Annotated in this window: 15 protein-coding genes and 1 pseudogene; 3 read left to right on the top strand and 13 right to left on the bottom strand. The window is 39.7% G+C overall.

Annotated features, from left to right (window positions below; translation table 11 throughout):
• Window positions 1-35 precede the first annotated feature (35 nt).
• Window positions 36-254: a DUF1653 domain-containing protein gene (locus FPL17_RS03220; protein WP_159883205.1), complete on the bottom strand. Its 219-nt coding sequence runs from the start codon at window positions 252-254 to the stop codon at window positions 36-38.
• Window positions 255-485: 231 nt separating this feature from the next.
• Between FPL17_RS03220 and ahpF the strand changes: the two genes are divergently transcribed.
• Window positions 486-2,051, top strand: a complete 1,566-nt coding sequence (ahpF, locus tag FPL17_RS03215; RefSeq protein ID WP_159883202.1) for an alkyl hydroperoxide reductase subunit F — start codon at window positions 486-488, stop codon at window positions 2,049-2,051.
• 157 nt (window positions 2,052-2,208) lie between these two features.
• Window positions 2,209-2,553, top strand: coding sequence for a hypothetical protein (locus FPL17_RS03210; protein WP_005187627.1), 345 nt, complete (start codon window positions 2,209-2,211; stop codon window positions 2,551-2,553).
• A gap of 55 nt (window positions 2,554-2,608) precedes the next feature.
• Here FPL17_RS03210 and FPL17_RS03205 read toward each other — a convergent pair whose 3' ends face one another.
• Together FPL17_RS03205 and FPL17_RS03200 are read right to left on the bottom strand one after the other, a co-directional pair.
• Window positions 2,609-3,220: a glutathione binding-like protein gene (locus tag FPL17_RS03205; RefSeq protein WP_005153867.1), complete on the bottom strand. Its 612-nt coding sequence runs from the start codon at window positions 3,218-3,220 to the stop codon at window positions 2,609-2,611.
• Between the two features lie 206 nt (window positions 3,221-3,426).
• Entirely contained in the window at window positions 3,427-5,865 is a 2,439-nt protein-coding gene (locus FPL17_RS03200; RefSeq protein ID WP_159883199.1) for an ExeM/NucH family extracellular endonuclease, read from the bottom strand.
• Between the two features lie 182 nt (window positions 5,866-6,047).
• Between FPL17_RS03200 and trmB the strand changes: the two genes are divergently transcribed.
• Window positions 6,048-6,764: a tRNA (guanosine(46)-N7)-methyltransferase TrmB gene (trmB, locus tag FPL17_RS03195; RefSeq protein ID WP_159883196.1), complete on the top strand. Its 717-nt coding sequence runs from the start codon at window positions 6,048-6,050 to the stop codon at window positions 6,762-6,764.
• 80 nt (window positions 6,765-6,844) lie between these two features.
• Here trmB and FPL17_RS03190 read toward each other — a convergent pair whose 3' ends face one another.
• From FPL17_RS03190 to FPL17_RS03145, 10 genes and pseudogenes are all read right to left on the bottom strand, one after another.
• Window positions 6,845-7,576: a putative type VI secretion system effector gene (locus FPL17_RS03190; protein ID WP_159883193.1), complete on the bottom strand. Its 732-nt coding sequence runs from the start codon at window positions 7,574-7,576 to the stop codon at window positions 6,845-6,847.
• 2 nt (window positions 7,577-7,578) lie between these two features.
• On the bottom strand, window positions 7,579-10,371 hold the full coding sequence (locus FPL17_RS03185) for a T6SS effector BTH_I2691 family protein (RefSeq protein WP_159883190.1): 2,793 nt from the start codon (window positions 10,369-10,371) through the stop codon (window positions 7,579-7,581).
• Entirely contained in the window at window positions 10,364-11,290 is a 927-nt protein-coding gene (locus FPL17_RS03180) for a hypothetical protein (RefSeq protein WP_159883186.1), read from the bottom strand. The genes FPL17_RS03185 and FPL17_RS03180 overlap by 8 nt, the downstream gene beginning before the upstream one ends.
• A 1-nt stretch (window position 11,291) precedes the next feature.
• Complete coding sequence (locus FPL17_RS03175) at window positions 11,292-13,898, bottom strand: type VI secretion system Vgr family protein (protein ID WP_159883183.1); 2,607 nt, start codon at window positions 13,896-13,898, stop codon at window positions 11,292-11,294.
• Between the two features lie 87 nt (window positions 13,899-13,985).
• The gene (locus tag FPL17_RS03170) at window positions 13,986-14,759 is read right to left on the bottom strand and encodes a Rossmann-like and DUF2520 domain-containing protein (RefSeq protein WP_159883180.1); all 774 of its coding nucleotides are present in this window, start codon (window positions 14,757-14,759) and stop codon (window positions 13,986-13,988) included.
• An 82-nt stretch (window positions 14,760-14,841) separates the two neighbouring features.
• Window positions 14,842-15,894, bottom strand: a complete 1,053-nt coding sequence (locus FPL17_RS03165; protein ID WP_159883177.1) for a DUF1311 domain-containing protein — start codon at window positions 15,892-15,894, stop codon at window positions 14,842-14,844.
• 184 nt (window positions 15,895-16,078) lie between these two features.
• Window positions 16,079-17,485, bottom strand: a complete 1,407-nt coding sequence (locus tag FPL17_RS03160) for an OmpA family protein (RefSeq protein ID WP_159883174.1) — start codon at window positions 17,483-17,485, stop codon at window positions 16,079-16,081.
• Between the two features lie 201 nt (window positions 17,486-17,686).
• Window positions 17,687-18,258 (bottom strand): annotated as a pseudogene (locus FPL17_RS03155) (hypothetical protein).
• 198 nt (window positions 18,259-18,456) lie between these two features.
• A complete protein-coding gene (locus FPL17_RS03150) occupies window positions 18,457-19,689 on the bottom strand; it encodes a dihydroorotase (RefSeq protein WP_159883171.1) in 1,233 nt (410 codons plus the stop codon).
• Between the two features lie 12 nt (window positions 19,690-19,701).
• Window positions 19,702-20,718, bottom strand: a complete 1,017-nt coding sequence (locus FPL17_RS03145) for an aspartate carbamoyltransferase catalytic subunit (RefSeq protein WP_005187574.1) — start codon at window positions 20,716-20,718, stop codon at window positions 19,702-19,704.
• Between the last annotated feature and the right edge of the window lie 75 nt (window positions 20,719-20,793).

Genomic DNA, 20,793 nt, shown 5'->3' with positions numbered 1-20,793 from the left:
ATCCCTCAAGTGCTTAAATTAACAGCGCATTGAATTTAGGTCGTTTGTATCAGTTTAAAACGTGGCAAAATTTGACCATCGTCAAGTTGAACGGTTTCGATAAACATCGTCAATGGACGTAGCCACATCGAATAATCACCGTATAAACATTGATAGACCACCAGCTCTTCTTCAGTTTCACTATGTCTTGCAACATTAAACACTTGATATAGCTGTCCTTTATAGTGCTGATAGATACCACGTTGTAACGTCATATTACTTACCCTTTATTTATGCCACGAAATGATTGCAGTTATATAACAACTTTGATTGTACTCAAATTTTTTATGAAAGATATGTTTATAAAACTACCAACACAATTAAAAATTCAAAAAACCGATCAAACTCATAAAAACATACTGTTTTACCTATTCAGTACTTTTGCGTACTATAGCTTCATTGAATGAATTTAGCCGATTTGAACGTCTTAGAATTTGGAGTAATACATGTTAGATCAAAATATTAAAACTCAATTAAAAGCTTACTTAGAACGTTTAGAAAGTCCAATCGAGTTGGTTGCTGCTTTAGATGACTCCGACAAAGCTGCAAAAATCAAAGAACTCGTGACTGAAATTGCAGAACTTTCTGACCAAGTTACGGCGCGTTTTGACGGTTCAAACGCTCGCCGTCCTAGTTTTGGTGTGGCCAAAGCAGGTGAACAACCACGTGTGTTCTTTGCTGGCTTGCCGATGGGACATGAGTTTACTTCTTTGATCTTGGCATTATTACAAGTGTCGGGTTATGCCCCTAAAGTGTCTGATGAAGTACTCACTCAGATCAAAGGCCTCAATTTAACTGCAAACTTTGATGTATTTGTCTCATTGAGCTGCCATAACTGCCCAGATGTGGTTCAAGCTTTGAACTTGATTGCGATTAACAATCCAAATACCACGGCAACCATGATTGATGGTGCTTTCTTCCAAGACGAAGTTGAAGAACGCAAAATCTTAGCCGTGCCAATGGTGTTCCAAGACAACCAACACATTGGTCAAGGTCGTATGACTTTGGAAGAAATCGTAGCCAAGTTGGATAGCAACTCGGCTGAGAAAGATGCAGCAGCAATCAATGCCAAAGATGCATTTGATGTATTGGTGATTGGCGGTGGGCCTGCGGGTGGTACAGCAGCGATCTATGCGGCACGTAAAGGCATCAAAACGGGTATCGTGGCTGAACGCTTTGGTGGTCAGGTAATGGATACCATGGACATTGAGAACTTTACCACTGTTCAAAAAACTGTAGGTCCTCAGTTCGCTCAAGACATGGAAGCCCATGTCCGTGAATACGGTGTCGATATCATGAACTTGCAACGTGTCAGCAAGATCACTGGTGCAGATCAAACGGCCAATGGTCTAGTTGAGGTTGAACTAGAGAATGGTGCCAAGCTTGAATCGAAAACCATTATCCTGTCTACAGGTGCACGTTGGAGAGAAATGAATGTACCAGGTGAAGCTGAATACCGTACCCGTGGTGTAGCTTACTGCCCACACTGTGATGGTCCATTATTCAAAGGCAAACGTGTTGCGGTGATTGGTGGTGGTAACTCAGGTGTCGAAGCAGCGATTGACCTTGCAGGGATTGTAGAGCATGTGACTTTGGTTGAGTTTGATACCAAGCTTCGTGCAGACCAAGTGTTGCAGGACAAGTTAAACAGCTTGCCAAACACGACAGTGATTTTGAATGCACTCAGTACTGAAGTGGTGGGTGATGGCTCACAAGTAACGGCATTGAAATACAAAGATCGTGCTACTGATGTAGAGCATAGTGTTGAACTTGCAGGGATCTTCGTACAGATTGGTTTATTACCAAACACGGATTTCTTAAAGAACAGTGCGGTTGAATTGAGTAATCGTGGTGAGATCGTGATTAATGATCGCAACGAAACCAATGTCAAAGGTGTATTTGCTGCGGGTGACTGTACGACTGTGCCTTATAAGCAAATCATCATTGCCACAGGTGAAGGTGCCAAAGCATCGCTGTCTGCCTTTGATTATATGATCCGTTCTGGCGTTTAAACTGAGCTAAAACATGTGCACGCCCTTACATTTTCCGATGTAAGTGCGTGTTTTTACAAGTTATCAACAAATTTTCAACTTTATTATTCATCAAGTTTATGTTTATATTTTCGGTATCCATATCCTATTGGATGCCACAAAGAAAAGGAAATAAACAATGAATAAATTACTTGTTGCATTAGGTCTTGCTGCTACTGTTGCGCTTGTAGGCTGTAATAAAGATAAAGCACCTGAAACAGGCGCAACCACGGGTGAACATTTAGAACATGCTGCTAGCCAAGCTGGTGCTGATGTTCAAAATGCTGCTGATACTGCTGCGAACAATGTTGCAACTGCGGTAGATACAGCGGGTGATCAAATTGATGCTGCTGCTGATCACACTGCGACTGCAACTGCTGAAGCTGCTGCTAAAACTGAAGCTGCTGCACGTGATGCAACGGCTAAAGTTGCTGGTGCTGTAGAATCAACTGCTGCTGATGTGAAAGAAAAAGCGCAACAATAATTGAGTTGAAATAAAAAAAGCCTCTGTAAACAGAGGCTTTTTTTATTTGTCTGGATTAACTTAATAAACCTTCATCACGCATCGCAATTTGCACAGATTGACGTTCCGCCACTTTGTTACGTAACGCAATCACATTGATATAAGGTGTTAAGTCATGTTCGATATGGTTTGACCAGTTGGTGAGCACAAATAAGTACGCATCCGCAGGGCCAAAATTATCATCGACCAAATAATCACAATCTGATTCAGCTAAATAGTTGTCGATATATTTAAGCAAACGATCAACTTCTGCATAGGCCTTGGTTTTCTCATCATCAGTCAGCTTCCCGCCAAAGAATACTGAATAAGCATCATGCAATTCTGAATTCAAGTAGCCTAACCACTCTAGGACTTTAGCACGTCCCATGCCTGATGGTGGAATCAAATCCTGTTTAGGATCATGCTGTGCCAAAAACGGTAAAATTGCCACATTCTCAGTTAAAATCAAACCTGGATTAATTTCCAAAGCAGGGACATAGCCTTTTGGATTAATCTCGTAATAATCTGCACCTTTTGAAGTTTTATGTGTTTTTAGATCAACTCGTTCTAAATCAAAATCGACGTTTATTTCATTTAAAATAATATGGGCTGCCAATGAGCATGCACCAGGTGAATAATACAACTTCATAATTGATCCTTGTTATCTAACAACTTATGCCCTAGAACGTTCCTACGAAACTCGAGAACAGAAATAACCAAAATTTATAATAGCTTTCATGCTAAGAACATCTACACCACTACTATTAATGAATTTTTTTCTGCCTTGCAAGTTATATTCCGTGACGATTGATTAATTTATGAAAAAACAAACCAAACAATGTCACGGAAATCAGATTACGCTCGACCAAAAAGTTTGCCTAACCATTCAAATAATGAGTTTAAAAATTCAACAATGATATTCTTCGGATTATGTGGTTCAAGTTGAGAATCCGAGCTTTTCATATCCAAATCTACAATCACAGGATCATGATCTGAAGAACGATAAGCATCTGCCGAGAAGAATAGGGCTTTTTGCTCATCGGTTTTATATTCTTCGTTATAGTCCAATACCGTTGGCTCATCGGCATTGATATGCCATGCAAAAGTTTTGATCACACGCTTATATAGGTTGGCATCGGCAATGGCATGATCAAGGTTACCTGCACCGCCATAACCATCTGCATCGCTGGCGACACCAAACACATAGCTATAAGCCTGATTGCCCTCACCCACTTTGCTATCATTCAGCAATACTTTGTAGTTAGCTTTCTCAAAGCTGAGGATTGGATCTTCTTTGGCATAACTATTCATATCGCCTAACAGCAAGATATTCGGATTCTTCACTTGGGTTGGATTCTTGGCAATCCATTGGGTAAGTTGCTCAACCGCCTTAACTCGGGTTGGGTTCCAACAGCCCTGCCCATCACGTTGATCTGCATCGAGAGAGTTTTCATCGACACCGCGACAGCTCTTCGATTTAAGATGATTTGGAATCACTGTAAAGATTTGTCCGCCCTGTACAGGCTTGAAGGATTGCGCAATAGTAGAACGGCTTTTATCCCCCAAATCCAACACCGCAGGTTTATTCACTGGCTGAACACGTTTGCTATTATAGATAATCGCAACTGCAATCACATCTGTACCGAGCTGATTCAGCCCTTCAGGAATCACATATTTCCAGTCTGGTCCTAAAGCCTTAGTCAAGTTAGCAACTGCACTATCACTGCCATAACCATTATTGGCAATCTCCATCAAACCATACACATCTGCATCGATTGATTTTAATGCATTGACGATTTTGGCATGTTGCTTATCAAATTCAGCCTGACTGTTGGCACCACGTTCGGTTGGGAAGCCATTCTTGCCATTGTCATAGTTCAGCACGTTAAATGCCGCAGCACGAATATGTTTGCTTTGTTTAGTCGTAATCGTTGTACGCGGATTGGTGGTGCTCACTACTTCTGGCAAGTTTGCACCTGCAATAGGTTGTACACGCCAAGCATTAAAGCGGTATTCCAAAATACCTTGTGCATTTTTTAATTGGTAGCCCGAACGCAGTGTATTTAAAGCACTAAAGTTTTGTGGCAACCACGGTGCACGGTTTTGATTGTTATAACCATCATCAAAGATAATCTTAGAAAGTAAATTTTGTTGCGCTAAAGCCTTGGCTTCATTTGAAAGTGCAGGATAAAGATTGGTTGGAATGAATAAGCGACCAAGGCTTAGAGAAAGTTCACCATAACGACCAAAATTATAGTTTTCGCTCACCGTCAATGTTTGCGGTAATTTTACCAACATCCCTTGATAACGCTTCGGTGAGTTACCTGCTGTATCGGTCAAACTGCTAAATGGCAAGTTTAAGTCCAGTGGTTGAATCAGCGATGCCATATTCTGGTTACAGGTCTTAATATCCTGCTGTAACTGATCCAATTGAAGTTGGTTTTGATAACTGGTTAAACGACCACGTAGGATGACTTCATCACCAACTTGTCCACCTTTGACTGCACTACTTGCAGGAATATAAACAAAAATTGCATTGCTGACATTTTGCGTGGCTTTGCTATCAGGCGTTTGTACATAGAAACCTGAGAAGCCATTGCTATAGCGATAATCCGCTGTGATCACACCACGAATGGTATAGTTTTGATTCTGAGCTGACTCGGCTAAACTGGCAATTGGTGTATCACTACTGCTACAGCTGACGGCATCTACAGGTGGTGTGGTGGTTGAACCGGTTAAATTCGAAAAATCATTTCGATCTGTCCATGCCTGCCAAGATTGGTCGAGGTCAAATGGACTGGTCGGGTCAACACTCACTACAGGATTATCTGTTTGAATGCGTTTAAAGCTGTTCGCAGTACTAAATACCGTTGTGCCCCAACCTGCCGTTGGACGCTCACCGATTCGACCAAAACGATCTACGGGTGTACCACGATAAAGCAACACAATGGCATCGTCGCCATTAAAAGATAATCCCGCAACTTGATTAACCTTATCTCCCAATTGCGCCTGTAATTCTGAACGACCAATCAGAAATTTTTGTTTACTGGCTAAGCTACCTTGTAATGGGAAAGCTACAGTTTTGACTGTACCACCATTATTGTATTGCTGGATTTCATAATCGGCTAAATTCACCGTTGTGGCATCGGGGTTATAAATTTCCAGTCCTTTTTTATTGCTGCTGCCATCGACATACTGGCTAAACATGAGTTGTGCATGTGCAGCAGAAAAGAGTGAAGATACACCTAACAGGCCTAAACAAATAGCGATCGAATGGTATTTAAAATTGTTCATGGTTTTTTACTTAGTGTTAAAATTGTAATTAGGCTATGCAATTTCTGTGACAGCTACATGAAGATTTTTTGACAAATTTTAAGCAATTTCATAAATGATCGGCTAAATAAAATCACTTAAAGTTTGACTTGACCACCTGAACACTTAAAATACGGCATTTCTATATTTATATCTCCAGAATCATGTCAAACGATCAGTTAGAAACGCAAATTACGGAACTCGACAATTTGCCTGAGCACCGTGAAATTGTGACGTTTATGCGTCGTTCAGCTCCGCTCAATACTTCACAACGTACTGCTTTAGAAAATTATCGTGATTTAATTTTGGAATACCCTGTTGGTGATTTACGTCAGCATTTTGAACATCCTGAACGCCCATTAACTGTTGAAATCGGTTTTGGTATGGGTCGTTCATTGGTATTAATGGCAAAAGCCAACCCTGAACGTAACTTTGTTGGAATCGAAGTGCATGTGCCTGGTATCGCACAGTGTGTTTATGAAGCCGGTATGGCGGGCTTAAAGAACCTGTTTGTACTGGATGCCGATGCAATCCAAGTGTTACGTGAAATGCCAGATAACAGCATTAACTGTGTACAGCTGTATTTCCCAGATCCGTGGCAGAAGAAACGTCACTTTAAACGCCGCTTTGTGATTCATGAGCGTATGCAACTGGTTGAACAGAAGTTAGAGCTTGGTGGTACCTTCCACTCAGCAACTGACTGGGAACCGTATGCAGAATGGATGCTTGACATCCTAGATAACCGTCCAGATATGGAAAACTTGGCAGGTAAAGGTAATAGCTACCCACGTCCAGAATGGCGTCCAGTGACTAAATTTGAGCGTCGTGGTCTAGAATCAGGTCACAAGATCAATGATTTTATCTTTAAGAAAATTAAATAAGCTGATTTAGTTTTTTAAAGAAGCCACTAATTATTTAGTGGCTTTTACTTCTTCTCATTTATTTATAGATTTTATATGACTCAATCAGTTCTTAAATCTACTAGTGGCTGAGGATCATAGTTTAAAAATTCAGTATAATTATGAACATCATCATAGATACGATTAGTTTCTTTATCTTCGTATGGCTTCAGATGATTCTTATTAATTTCTGCATTTAAAGCATCAATATCATTAATACCTAATATTTTATAAATTCGTTCTGATTCCTCTGCATACCCTCTAAATTGTTTCTTAACGCTATAACCTATAGAAAAAACTATTATAAATGACCCTATCAAGCCAGAAAGAAATAAAAACATTTTAAATTCAAAAAAGAATAAAACCAAAGTTGTAAAAATATTAATTCCTAAAAACAGATATAATGCATTACGATTGTGAGTCTTGTCAGATATTTCTACTGTATGCCCAAAAGGTGCTACCATTCCTAATAGTTTAGTGTTTTTATTCATAACTGCTAAAACATTAAAGTTTTGTTTTATTTCTTCATCATAAACCACAAAGATATCTTCTCCTTCTTTGAAAAATAGACCTGTAAAGGCTGCATAAAACTCAACATCATCAATATAGAAATGAATATAGTAACCTGGAAACCCATTTACCCCAGCTAAAGTTGCTGCTGCCCCCATCCCTCCAGATTCTGCAAACATCGATACTAAAGCCGTCGCTGCTGCTTGAGATCTCAGCTTTGGTAACTCACCAACAATTGCATCAACAAATTGGAGTTTTTTAATTGTCCCATATTTTACTTTCATATTTACACTCCAACGACCTCTACAAATGCTTGATTAAAAACCTCAAGCTCTTTTGCTTCATTCTCAAAATTCACTACATTAATACCAAAGGCTGATTTTTTACACCAATCTTCAAGTGCATTATCTGCAAAATAAACTTTATAAATAATTTCAACTGCTGTTAGCCCTAGAATAATGATATTAAATCTAGCCAACCAAACAACAGAACCTATACGTGTAATCATTAGGTAAAAATTTGATTTAACTAATAATTTAGAAAAACTAATCAGAGCTGGTCTTTTTAACGCATTCCCTGCACTTTGTAGAAAATCAATGGAGATTTTCGTATAGCTTAAAGCTAAACCAAAATACACACCACCACGAACAAAATAAACAACCGCGAGGAAACTATCATTACTGCTCATTGCTGCTCTAAGATCGTATAATGAAAAGAATGCACTACCAGCTATTGCAAAACTATTTGCGGCGAATTTAATTAAGTTATGTGTAGCAGTTTTGGTTGTTACTGTAATAACGCCAACCAATTCCAAACTGGCGGTGATTAAGCCACATGCTCCTCCTAAAATTTGCAACTGCTGCTGAGAATCTATAGTTTTATTTAATTGGAACATTAAATTAATTGCTTCTAACACCATGACAAAAGATGCAACCCGTGCAGTTCCTTTGTTTTTGCTGTCATTTAAAATTGAATCTAAAGTTGCATTGCTGACCTTTGGATCTCGCCGCTGCGGATCTAGTCCCGGAGTTGCAAACAACATCAGTGAATGCAAATTTACACCTTTACTAAATACACCCGTACGAGCATATAAAAAGCAGCAAATTTGTGTGGCAATTAAACGGTCGAGACTGGTACTTCTGGCTTTTTGTGCTGCTACACGAATAAACTCTGCGCTCCAACGCCCTACACGACCCACAAAAGTCTTATCAAAATCGGGCATATAATGCTTGTTGGCATTATTAGATGCCCATTCATCCCATGCCGCATCTAAAGCAGCAATAGTAACAATCAACTGCTTATAGGTACTCTGTCCTGTTGTCCAATCGGTATAATTTACAACGGATGCAAAGAAGCTTTGCGTACCATCATTATAATAATCAATAGCAGATTTCTGGTTATAAAGAACCGCTCGCATAAACACATTATCAGGCTCGACTTTACGCTTGGTAATCCAACCATCCATCTGAGTCGCGCCTGCCTTTGTTACGCCTGTACCAGCAACGGCCTGCATCATGTATTCATAAAAAACAAAGCCACTTATTTTATCTTCTGGATCAAAGGCGTGTAACTCTTGTACTAATTGAGACGATTTCAGCCAAATCAAATGATCAGCACCCACCACATTTGCGTTGTCCATTCCACTTTTAGTCTTTGTAGCAACATTCGATTTAAATGTCTGCATCTCATCATATTTGACTAAAGGCTTATATTTATTCTCCCACTGATTCATTGCAAAAGCGGTATTGCTTTCAATCTTTGCCTTTTCCAGTGCTTTTGCCTTCTGTTGAGCGATTTCCTTTTGCTGTTCATAAGCCTGTTTGGCAGAGTTTGGTGGGGTCATACCATATTGTGCAAAATAATCCTTACGCGCTTTTTCGGTAAACTTGTACTGCTCAGGATTTTTTCTTTTCATCTGCTCAAGGTTCTGTTGATGCATTTGAAAATTACGTTCGCTATAAGGTTGGTTCAATTGGGCATCGATTGATTTCATATCAACATTTTTAGTGTGTTCTGCCCAATTTTTTGCACTTTGTAAGGCTTTTCTTTTTAAGCCTTCTTCAATCGATTCAATTAAAGGAATGCTATTAAAGCGCTGCTGATTACTAATACCATCTTTATAGGTATTCATGAATTTTGTTAATTCAATAAATTGATCATTTCTTCTTTCATTTAAATCAATGGCAATTCCTAAAGCATCATAAATAGCAACGCCACATACCGCTTTTGGAAACTGGGCAAATTTACCTGAAATTTTTTGCTTTCTGGTTTGATTGGCCTTACCAAATTTTGCAAAATTAGGTGTAGGAACATGACGATCAAAAATTTGCTGGTTATAACAAAAGTTTGATTTTTGCCCTCCTCGCCAAGTATTTAAATCAATCTTCTGCCATTTCTTTTCATTGGCATAACTAACACGATTTGCTTGGTAGAGTTTTAATCTTGCTTGTGTAAGAAATCCCTTTGAAAATAGAAGATAGGCAGTTTTTGCCTTTGACTTCTGAAAAGGCGCAAGACAAATCATTGAGCTATTTGCAAAGTGTTTTTCATTGGTACAACCATAAGGCGTCGGTGCACAATTCGGGTCAAAAATATTCTTGAGCTTTGCTAGAAATCCTTCTTCATTGACACGATACCCCAACCATCGGGTTGCTCCATTCTCATACTCAACAAAGGCATATAAATAACCTGTATTTAAATATTTTAATGTGTACTTCGAATAAGCAATGGTCTTCTCACCTACATAACTATTCAAATGCACAGGTAGAGAAACCGCTTGGGTATCCGCTTTCTTAGCGATAGCATAGCGTGTCGGAAATAGAAAAAAACTATCATCTTCTGCATGACAGAATGGGCAATCCTTTTTTTGCTCATTTACCCCTTCTGAAGAAAGCTGTTTTACTGCAATTGCTTTGGGTGCGCCTTTAGATTGATTGGCAGGTAATTCAACTTTCTTTTGTTCAATCTTGGCTAAATCGTATTTTTTAAGATTCTGTCCCCAAGAAACAGTTTTATTTGCTTGATTGTTTTGTGCATTCTGTAAATAAGGGGGAAGTTTTTTAGTTGAATTATTATCCATTTACACGATCTCTTTCTAAAACATTGGCTTGCAAAGTTGAATCTGTATTGAGCTTTTCAAGCATTTGCTCATAATCTTCTCTATGCCATAAAGTTTTAATGTCTTCATGCTCAGTCAAAGTTGAACCGACTTTATAGAACCAATATACAAGCTCACTCATCACATTAAACTCAACATTGGCTGAATTACCTTTAATCAAAATCAGGTGTTCATAGGTCAACATAGGCTCGATTTGATTTGACGGAATATTTTTATTAACTAGATATTTATTAATGCTGTTCACGTCTTCACACATCATTAAAAAATCAATTACCTGTTTTGGAAAAATATTATTAAATTTAAACGTATAGGCTACAGGTGCTTTGGTGAAAATTCCCTTAGGGTGGAGGTACTCCCAAATTTTATAATCCGCCAAATAATGATGATAAAGAACCTCTGGCGCCATATTTTGAAAAACATACTGAACCCGAGGATCATACCAACGTAGAACAAAGGCTTGGGCAGAGCCTTCTGACTTAGCAATTAAATTTTTTTGAAATTTGATTTTTAAACCATCTAATGAATGTTCACTATATCCCCAACCGCAAATAATCTGACGTGTGGATGTATAAGCCAGTTGTTCTAACAATATTTCGACAATCTTACGCGCATATTCATAGAATTTAATATCATTTTTAAGCCTTAGCAGAGCAAGAGGCTGTTTTGTCCCCCGTGTAATCGGCTTAGCGATAAAAACTTTTTCTACCGAAATGAGAGGATCAAAATCATCAATAATTTCACTAAACAAATCAGGTTCAACAGTCCGATCTATAATGAAATCAATAACTCGATTCTCTTTATAAATATGTTCAAATCTAGATAGCAGTAAATCTTCATCAACTACTTCAATCGGTGTATCTAAGTTAAATAAATCTGACATTTTATATCTCAACCAATGCAGCACCATTGGTCGCAGCTGTGTGCTGTTTCGCAGAACAATCTGGTAAATCAATTGCAGGGACATTCACCGATGCCCCACCCATAAACAAATGCTGCCCCGCCTTCACCTCAAATTTGCCACTTGTGATAGGGAAAATACCTGAACCATTCAGCTTGATCTGAGAGCCGCCCGCAGTAATCACAATCTCTTTAGGACTGGTGATCTCAATACGATCTTCAGTCGAAATAATCTGGATGCCTTGTTTTGCTAATAAGTCCATTCCATCGGCCTGTGCCAACATCTCAAACTTACCCTTTGCCGCAACTTGTTTAATACCATTTTGCGCGGCAAATAAACTCGCTTTACCACTGACATGGGCAATCAAATTCTTTTGCGTACTCAGATTTATGCTATCACCCGCAAACTGGTTGATCTGTCCATCCGCGGATAAATGAATATCTTCATTAGTGCTTAGACCGATCCCCACAGGTGAACTTAATAACAGCATTGCCTTGTTAAACTTAGCAATATCAGACTCAATTTCATTAGCAAATGCTTTAAGTTGCTCAACGGATTCAATTTCATCGGTCTGCTGATTCTTGGCAACTTCACTGAGTGCCTTGGCATTGCTTTGGTTGCCTTCAAGCTGTTGCTTGGCGGGTTGCGCATCGAGGAGTTCACCTTGCGCTTGATCCTGCTTATGCGTGGAAATAAGTAACCCTTCTCCAGCTCGAACTGCACCCCATTGGTCAGTACGTAGTTCAAAACCTTCACCACGGTCTTCACTTTCTGCTTTGTCTTTCGGATGACTGAGTTTACCTAAGTTAAGTTGGCTGGCAGCATGACTGCTTTGGAGCTGGGCGCTGATCTGTCCAGTGGTGTCATCAAAGCGCAGTTGGTTAAAGCCTTCACCCTGATATTCCTTGGACTTGATCCCTGCCAGTTTCTTGGTGTCTGGCAGCTTACCTGCATTGTCGAACTTGGTTGGACTACGATGTGCTTCATGGATACGTCCCACTACAAATGGACGGTCAATGTTGCCATCAAAGAAGTCGATAACTACGATTTCATCGATACGTGGCAGGAAGCGCGCCCCATAGCCTTCACCAGCCCAAGGCGTCAGTACATCGACCCAAGCTGAATCGGTGTCGTTGTCATTAGCGCCTGCACCACCATCATGGCTATGATCATCATTTCGGGTAAACAGGAAACGAACTTTAATACGGCCCCATTCATCTACATGGATTTCTTCACCACTTGGTCCGACCACTTTGGCACGTTGCGGTGAAGCGGCTGGACGGTGTTGCAATGGGTTAAATTCGGGTACAGTTTTGATGTTGCGGCGTTGCAGGATTAACTGGTTAGCTTGGCGTTCTTCTGTGTTGCTTTGTTGGGTTGGCTGCCAATTGCTTTGTGCTAATAGTTGATTGATCTGTTGATGTAGATCTTTAGGCAAGTTATTTTGGTTATAGAAGTTTTTGCCTGTAATCAGGAATTCTTTGTCTGCACCATCGTGTTGATCAATTTCAGGATGTTCGGCTAATTCAAACCAGTAACCCACATGGGTGTCTCGCACCGTAGTATTCGCAACGAACTGCTTTGATTGTAAGTCATAGTATTGACCCAAGTTTTGATTGAGCTTTTCAATCTGCGCATTGCCCGATTGGGTTGCTCCATCTTCACCATTGAGGTCTTGCATCCATGCAGGAGAGAAATGCCATGCCTGTTCTAGTCCTAGACTGGCATTGTCATGTTGATCACTGTGTTTGTGCGTGCTTTGCACACTACCTGCACCATCTTCTTGTTCTAAGGCATCGGCTTGCCAAAGTTGTACATGGACACTACTCGGTTGCAATGAACGTTGTCCTACCAGACTGGTCATACTGTCGTACTGTTCAGTGGCACTGCTGCGGTGGTAACGAATCTGTCGACGATCGAGCGCTTGGTATTGGCTATTATCATCAATCAAACGCATTTTTTGTGCTTGGATAGCGGCACTGCTGAGAGGAACTGTGCGCTCCGCTTCATCGATGAGCCAGTTAATCCCTTCACTTCTCATCAAGCGGGTGAGAAAGTCATAATCACTTTCATTGGACTGCATAATGAAAGGTCGGACATCATAGTCTTGCCCGAGTCCACTTAAGTCAAGCGTTAGGCTCGATGCAAATAAAGGGCTTTTGCTCTGCCATTCTTTAAAGACAACTTCCACCACATCGCGCACGCTCTTGTTCATAAACACGCGGCTGTTACGGCGTTGTTTCCATAGTGCGGTTGGGTCTTCGAGTGTTAGCTTATATAAGGTTAAGCTACCGTCAGACTGGCCTTGTAAGGCTTGGGTGATAATGCCTGTGACACGGGTCAATTGACCTTGATCGGTCACGCTATCTATCGCAGCTTGGCTACCAATAAATTGTTTCAGTGGAATGGTGGCATTGGTCGATAGGCAGATCAGTTCTGCCTTAAATCCATCATTGAGTTGATGCTGGCCATCAATACGTTGCAGAAAAACCTGCGAATTTAAATTTTGATTAGAAAATTGAATATGAATCGCACGTTTTTGTGCTGTAAGACCGAGACTGTCTAAAGCTTGAAATATATTAGCCAACATCTTTTTATAAAATATTAAATAAAATTTTAGGCATGTTATACAAAATAGACTAATTTGTCTATTTTGTATCATTATTGTTAAGCCTGTTTAATGATGTCGTTTTAAAATGGATTCACTCATTAAACGATATATATCCTGTAGGTCAGTTCGATTCGAATCTACTAATAATTGGCGATGCATATTTAATATATTTTGGTCACCTCGCATCGCAGGACCTGTTTGCATATCCTTGGGATTATTGGTCGTCGCTTTATTTGCAGTCTCTAGAATCAAAGGATATAACAAACTAAAATCAACCTGCTCGGCATCGACCACTTGCTTAGCCATGTCATAACAATAATTACTAAAATTGCAAGCAAACACTGCCGCCAAATGTAAAGTTAAACGCTGTGTTGAACTATATTGATAAACACGTTGGCTTAAACTGTTTGCCAAATCAGTTAATAATGTTAAGTCTTGTGCTTGAACTGCTTCGACAAACAAAGGGGTTTCAGACCAGTTCACTGCTCTTTCAAAACTAAAGGTCTGCAGTGGATATAAAACCCCAGCTCGCGGATGTTTCTGTTCAAGTATCGCTAAGTCTGTACTACCTGAAGTATGAACGATGAGATTGTCTGGCAAATATTGTGTAATCGCTTGAATGACACTCGAAATTGCTTGATCACTCACCGCAATAATCACTAAATCGGTTTGCGGATCAAGCTGTTGAAGCTCAGTAATTGCTTGCGCATTAACCTGATCTGCAAGTGTTTCTGCGCGTTGTAAATCTCGGCTGAAGATCTGAACAATTTGATGCTGTAACTGCAACACCTTGGCTAAATGTGTCGCCACACGGCCTGCACCAATCAATGTAATACGCATAATTTCTATCTATTCATCATGACGGCTTAAGCATGCCAATAAAAAAAGGACGAATCAATTCGTCCTTTTCTTTACTGCTCACTTAATTGACATTATTCAGATAGACAATGCGCTCGATAGTACGTTGCGTAAAGCATTTAGTGTACTGCATCTCTTGGTCTTGCTTACGCATTGCATCATTCCAATAGCTGGATTGTTTCTGGTAAGTCTCACGATCTTTTTCAGGAATGTCATATACATTTTTCTGTGACAATACCTTACAGTCAACATCACGCTTTTCAAACCAATCTGCTTGATCTTGCTGCAATTGTGCCTTTTGCTCGGGACTAAATTTATCCCATGTTTGGTTTAAGCGCTCAACCTGTTTCAATTTTTCAGCATCTAGCTCTTTCTTGCGAATATCCATCGCTTTTTGCGCCAACTCCATTTGAGCAGAAGACTCTGCATCATATTCTTTTTGTGCCTGTTCGCTGCTCTGTTCCATTAAACGATTTTGTTTTAAGTAAGCGACATATTGCACGGCTTTGGTCGCCATAAAGACCACGCCATCGATCACAGAATTTTGATCTGGAATATTGAATACCAAGCCATCTTTATCAGTCTTAGTCAAATTATAAGAAAACTCACCACGTAACTGATCATTTTCGAGCGTTAATGGATAATCCCCATCTGAGAAGTAATCACTTAAGGTATACGTTCTTGGGTCTTCATCCTCACCATCGTGTTGATATTTTTGTTCCTCTAGGTAGGCATTCTCAGCACGTTTCTGTAAGCCTTGAGGAAAAGAAACCACCAACTGACTTTCACAACTTAATAACGTCTTAGATGTCTGTTCAGTTTCACTGGCATCTAATGTACGCACATTTTTAATTTCGAACTTTAAACCTTTATTAATGGTATCTAAAATTGTATAGTCCGCCTGATATTCACTGTCACGCAAACTACGCTCGATTTGTTTTAAATATGCTTTCTTTAACGCAGCCTGAATATTATTAAGGTTGTCCTGATTGGTACAACTCCACTCCGCAACCACTGCTGCATCAGTTTCTTCAACTTTATCTTTCGGTTTGAACTTATCACAACCTGTTAATAAAACAGCGGCTGTTAAAGTAGTGAATATAAAAAGCTTATTCATATTAATACCCTATTATCTTGTTTTTTTCGGGCGTATTCTACTCAATTTAAATCTATACTTTCGAGTCTTTTCTTGGATTTTATTCACTCAAACGGATCTAGAATCTTATTAACCCGAATAAATAGTTAAAATAAAAGGAGTTATTACAAAATAACTCCTTTTTAAATCATATCTGAATCATGAATTATGGTGTCACTGAAAACTCAATACGGCGGTTTTTAAAACGGCCTTCTTCGGTTGCATTATCTGCAACTGGGTTATCTGCACCATGCCCTACAGCAGTCAATTGAGCTGCATCAACGCCTTGACTCACAATATAATCAACCACGGCTTGAGCGCGTTTTTGTGATAAGGCTTTATTACTATCAGCATTACCTGTCGAATCAGTATAACCAGCAACGGTTAGTTTTGCGTCTTTGGCTGTTTTCAGTAAAGTCGCAGCTTTATCTAAAATTGCTTTATTTTCATCAGGAATCTGATTTGATCCTGTGGCGAAATTAATAATTTGTAAATTAAGTGCTTTAATCACCTCATTAATATCAACTTTATTGGTATCAATATTGGCCAATGCATCTTGAGCGGCATTTAAACTATTACTGACTGAATCGGCTGCGCTCACTGGTGCTTCTACAATCACCTCTGTGTTTGGCACAAGCCCCTTGATTTTGCCAAGCAACTCATTCAGTTTGGCTGTATCGGCACCTTTCAAGGTGATTTTATCGCCAACCCAATCCAGTGAAACATTGGGAACACCTTTCAGCAAACCCAAAACACCAGCCAGACCTGCTTGATCAGTAAATGTTGCCGCATGCGTTGATGCCGTATCTACACTACAGTCTTGATTGGAAGAGAAAATCTCTTTGACTTTGGACTGAATACTTGCCAAAAATCCTTGATCGCCAACACCCACCTGACATTGTGCAACCTTACCATTGGCATCAGTACTTAAGGATAAGCTTGCAGGCGCCACATCAGCACTTACTTGTGATGCAGAAGAATCCTCATTATTGACTGGAACAGCCATTTGTTTATGTTGACATGACTTCCATAACCACGCGACCAACAACGCTAGAATAATCACAGCCACAATAGGTAACCATTTAGTCCCTGTCGTGGTGGCGGTATTTGCCAAATTAGAAACTGATGCCGAGCTACTAGAGACCAGCCCCAAAGGTGCAAGTAAACCAACAGCCCAAGCTGGTAAAAGTGAGCGAATTGAATCGGCATGCTGTTTTAAATAATTCACAATACTTTGTGTATCATTTCCAGCCTCATTGGTTAAAGCAACTAGGCTCTTTGGGATTGCTTGATTTAAAGTATGCTCTACCTCAGCAGGTGGAATCTGCCCCCCTGCTAGATTAGACAAGAGTGCATTTTTAACTTGATCATTGTGACCAAATAAATCGAGTAAAGAAGGTGAGATTGATTCTTTGAGTTTCTGAATAAGTTCAGGTTTTGCTGCTAATACGGAAAGAAAAATCGGATAGAACCTAGATAACAGCGCACTTTTTTCGTTCGCCAAACTGTCCTGACCACTGACAACAACAGAGGTCACTTGTTGCTTTAACAATTCCATTGGGTTTATTGACATTGTTATTCACTCCAACTCATTAAATTTATAATATTCAGATCGCTTAAGAAAAATGCGAACTACACGCAAACTAATGCTGTTTCATTCTAATCACTTGTGTGTTTTTTATTCGTTTTTATATAATTTAAATACAATACTTACATCACACTTTACAAAGTGGAGCACATGATAGAAGCTGCTTATCTACAATGATCCATTCTTTCACTTGCTGAGTTGATATAAACAAATCAATGAAAAGCTTGCAAAAATCAGCGTTAGAAATGGAAAAAAACGATAGGGTTTCTTCGCAGGAGGCAGATCAAGTTCTATTGGCTCCTCCTGAATAGACTGTACTGGAACAGCTACTTCATTTAGAAGCGAAAGTACTTCATCAGACCACGTTGGCAATAATGCATAGATTGATTGTTTATGTTCTCTCAGATAATAAATAATACTGATTGCATCATTTCCAACCTCATTCGAAAGCACAGCCAAACTTTTTGGGATTGCTCGATTTAACGTAAGTTCAACCTCTGCAACCGAAACTTTTCCTGCCGCCAACCTCAAAAGCAATGCATTTTTTACCCGTTCATTTCCTTCCAACAAGTCAAAGATAGATGGGGTAAGCTTTTCTTTTAATTGATCGACCAATTCAGGCTTTTCTAAAAAGCGATGCAAAAAACAGGATAAAACCTTGATAGGACATCATTTTTTTCATTTACCAAACAAGTTTGGTCGTTCACAATCACAGATGAAACTTTTTGTTTAAGTAACTCCATTGGATTTATAGACATGTTATTAAGCTCCAATTATTTAAATAATTTATTTCTCGTTTTTATAATTTTATGTAAGGTATATCTCATTTATTTTATTACTTTAATCTAATTCTTTTATTTTTATCTACATTTGTAAAATTTAAATACAATATCTACATCACACTTTACAAAGCAGAATAAGACTTTTGTGTCTTATTCTGCTTATTTCACATTCGTTTATGCAAAAGTCGCCAATACTTTACCTGTCAACTGCTGACCAAGTAAGGGTGTATTTTTGCCTTGAGAAACAATGGTTTCTTTAGAAACAGTCCATTTGAGTTCTGGATCAACCAAGACCCAGCCCGCTTCTTGCTGCCAGCGTTCCGTCATATTGGCAACTTGTGCTGGAATTGACGTGACTTTTTCAACCCATTCTAATGGCTCAAATACACCTTCTTGAATCAGCTGTACACCGAGACCGACATAAGTATCAAATGCAGTAATACCCGGTTGCGTTTCAGCGAAAGGAGCCATTTTAGCAGAGCTACTCAATGGTTCGTGATGAGTACAAATCGCATCAATCACACCGTCTTTAACACCTTGGCGCAATAAAGCTTTATCTTGTTCAGATCGCAACGGCGGGCGCACATGTGCAAGTGAATTAAAACCGTCAGTCAATTGCTCTGTTAAATGCAGTTGATGCATCGCAACATCGGCAGTCACAGGCAAACCTTTGGCTTTGGCGATACGAATCAGTTCAACAGATGCGCCACAAGATAGGAGACCAAAGTGTGCTTTTACACCTGTCACTTCAATCATCAACAAATATTTTGCGATTGCGACGGTTTCAGCAATCGCAGGAATCATTGGCAAGCCTTGGCGAGACGCAATAAAACCTTCATGTGCGCAGCCATCTTTGGCAATTTGTGGTTCTTCCGCATAGAAGATCACCGTCAAACCTAACCCAGCAGCATATTCAAGTGTACGAATCACCACATCATCATTTTCAAAAGCAGCATTGGCATTTGAAACCGAAGTACAGCCGCCCTTCTTTAATCCCGCCATGTTGGCAGGTTGTTTACCATTCAAACCTTGGGTTTGCGCGCCAATAATCTGTAGATAAATTCCACCATCTAATTGTGCTTTTTCAATTAGACCATGAATTAAAGCACCGTTGTCTTGAACAATCGGCTTAGAATCAGGTGGTGTAATCACATGCAAAATACCATTGGCACGTGCCGCTTTACCTTCTGATTTTAAAGTCCCATGTTGTTGCTGGCCAGGTTCACGCAATCGCGCGCACAAGTCCACCATGGTTGGCATTAACCATTTACCTTGCCCATCAATACTTTCATCGACTTGATCTACTGCATCAATCAATTTACCGTTTTCAAGATAAACCGTTTTGACTTGATCAGTTTTTTGAATTGGATCGAGCACACGGACATTTTCAATTTTTACAATACTCATGTGTTCTATCCCTTACAGTGCAATCGCTTCAATTAAACCTTGTTCTTGTAACTGGCCTTGCATCGCAAGTGCAAGTACTGCCATACGAACTGCAATACCATTGGTGACCTGTTTCAAAATCACCGATTGATCACCATCCGCAACACTTGAATCAATTTCAACGCCTCGGTTCATCGGCCCTGGATGCATCACGATACAATCAGGTTTAGCCAATGCAAGGCGCTCTTTATTTAGGCCATACATTTTGTAAAACTCAGCCTGTGAAGATAAAGCTGGTGAATCAATACGCTCATTTTGAATACGCAATGCAATGATCACATCACAGTCTTTCACACCATCATCCATTTTGTTAAACAGACGCACGTGCTCACCATATTCATTAAAGCCCACTGGCAAAAGTGTATTCGGTGCAATCACACGAATATCTTTACAACCCAATGTTTGTAATGCTGCAACATTTGAACGAGCCACGCGTGAATGTTTAATGTCACCGATAATCGCAACGGTTAATTCTTCAAAAGGCTTTTTAGTTTCACGACGAATGGTCAACATATCCAACATTGCTTGGGTTGGATGCGCATGACGACCATCACCCGCGTTAATAATCGCAACTTTCGGACACACATCTTTAGCAATAAAGTGTGCTGCACCAGATGATGAATGGCGAACCACAAAAATATCCGCGGCCATTGCTTCCAAGTTCCACAGTGTGTCACGCAGAGTTTCACCCTTAGAGGTACTTGAACGTGCAATATCTATATTCAAGACATTGGCAGACAAACGTTTTGCAGCTGCCTCAAAGGTGGTACGAGTACGAGTGGAGTTTTCAAAGAATAGATTCATGACCGTCAGCCCTTCAAGTAACGGACGGTTGATCAAATTATTATTTTCATCTAAAAAGCTTTGCGCTGTATCTAAAATCTTAGTTAAAGTTTCTTTGGAAAGACCTTCAATTGTTAAAAAGTGTTTTAGATTTCCTTGTTGATTGAGCTGGATCTGACTCAAAGTATGCAATGCCGCCAAGTGCATAAGAGATTCCTAACACGTTAAGTTAACGCATTATACAGACTTTAGATTTCATTCGTAGTTGAAGTTTTCAGCACT

This window comes from Acinetobacter dispersus (genome assembly GCF_009884975.1).
In the GTDB taxonomy this organism is placed as follows: domain Bacteria; phylum Pseudomonadota; class Gammaproteobacteria; order Pseudomonadales; family Moraxellaceae; genus Acinetobacter; species Acinetobacter dispersus.
The sequence above is the reverse complement of the archived record's forward strand: the minus strand, read 5'-3'. Positions and strand labels throughout refer to the sequence as shown.

What these genes read in the sequence shown, in the direction of transcription:
- FPL17_RS03220 (WP_159883205.1), bottom strand. Translation starts at nt 254, where the DNA reads ATGACGTTACAACGTGGTATCTATCAGCACTATAAAGGACAGCTATAT.
- ahpF (WP_159883202.1), top strand. Translation starts at nt 486, where the DNA reads ATGTTAGATCAAAATATTAAAACTCAATTAAAAGCTTACTTAGAACGT.
- FPL17_RS03210 (WP_005187627.1), top strand. Translation starts at nt 2,209, where the DNA reads ATGAATAAATTACTTGTTGCATTAGGTCTTGCTGCTACTGTTGCGCTT.
- FPL17_RS03205 (WP_005153867.1), bottom strand. Translation starts at nt 3,220, where the DNA reads ATGAAGTTGTATTATTCACCTGGTGCATGCTCATTGGCAGCCCATATT.
- FPL17_RS03200 (WP_159883199.1), bottom strand. Translation starts at nt 5,865, where the DNA reads ATGAACAATTTTAAATACCATTCGATCGCTATTTGTTTAGGCCTGTTA.
- trmB (WP_159883196.1), top strand. Translation starts at nt 6,048, where the DNA reads ATGTCAAACGATCAGTTAGAAACGCAAATTACGGAACTCGACAATTTG.
- FPL17_RS03190 (WP_159883193.1), bottom strand. Translation starts at nt 7,576, where the DNA reads ATGAAAGTAAAATATGGGACAATTAAAAAACTCCAATTTGTTGATGCA.
- FPL17_RS03185 (WP_159883190.1), bottom strand. Translation starts at nt 10,371, where the DNA reads ATGGATAATAATTCAACTAAAAAACTTCCCCCTTATTTACAGAATGCA.
- FPL17_RS03180 (WP_159883186.1), bottom strand. Translation starts at nt 11,290, where the DNA reads ATGTCAGATTTATTTAACTTAGATACACCGATTGAAGTAGTTGATGAA.
- FPL17_RS03175 (WP_159883183.1), bottom strand. Translation starts at nt 13,898, where the DNA reads ATGTTGGCTAATATATTTCAAGCTTTAGACAGTCTCGGTCTTACAGCA.
- FPL17_RS03170 (WP_159883180.1), bottom strand. Translation starts at nt 14,759, where the DNA reads ATGCGTATTACATTGATTGGTGCAGGCCGTGTGGCGACACATTTAGCC.
- FPL17_RS03165 (WP_159883177.1), bottom strand. Translation starts at nt 15,894, where the DNA reads ATGAATAAGCTTTTTATATTCACTACTTTAACAGCCGCTGTTTTATTA.
- FPL17_RS03160 (WP_159883174.1), bottom strand. Translation starts at nt 17,485, where the DNA reads ATGTCAATAAACCCAATGGAATTGTTAAAGCAACAAGTGACCTCTGTT.
- FPL17_RS03150 (WP_159883171.1), bottom strand. Translation starts at nt 19,689, where the DNA reads ATGAGTATTGTAAAAATTGAAAATGTCCGTGTGCTCGATCCAATTCAA.
- FPL17_RS03145 (WP_005187574.1), bottom strand. Translation starts at nt 20,718, where the DNA reads ATGCACTTGGCGGCATTGCATACTTTGAGTCAGATCCAGCTCAATCAA.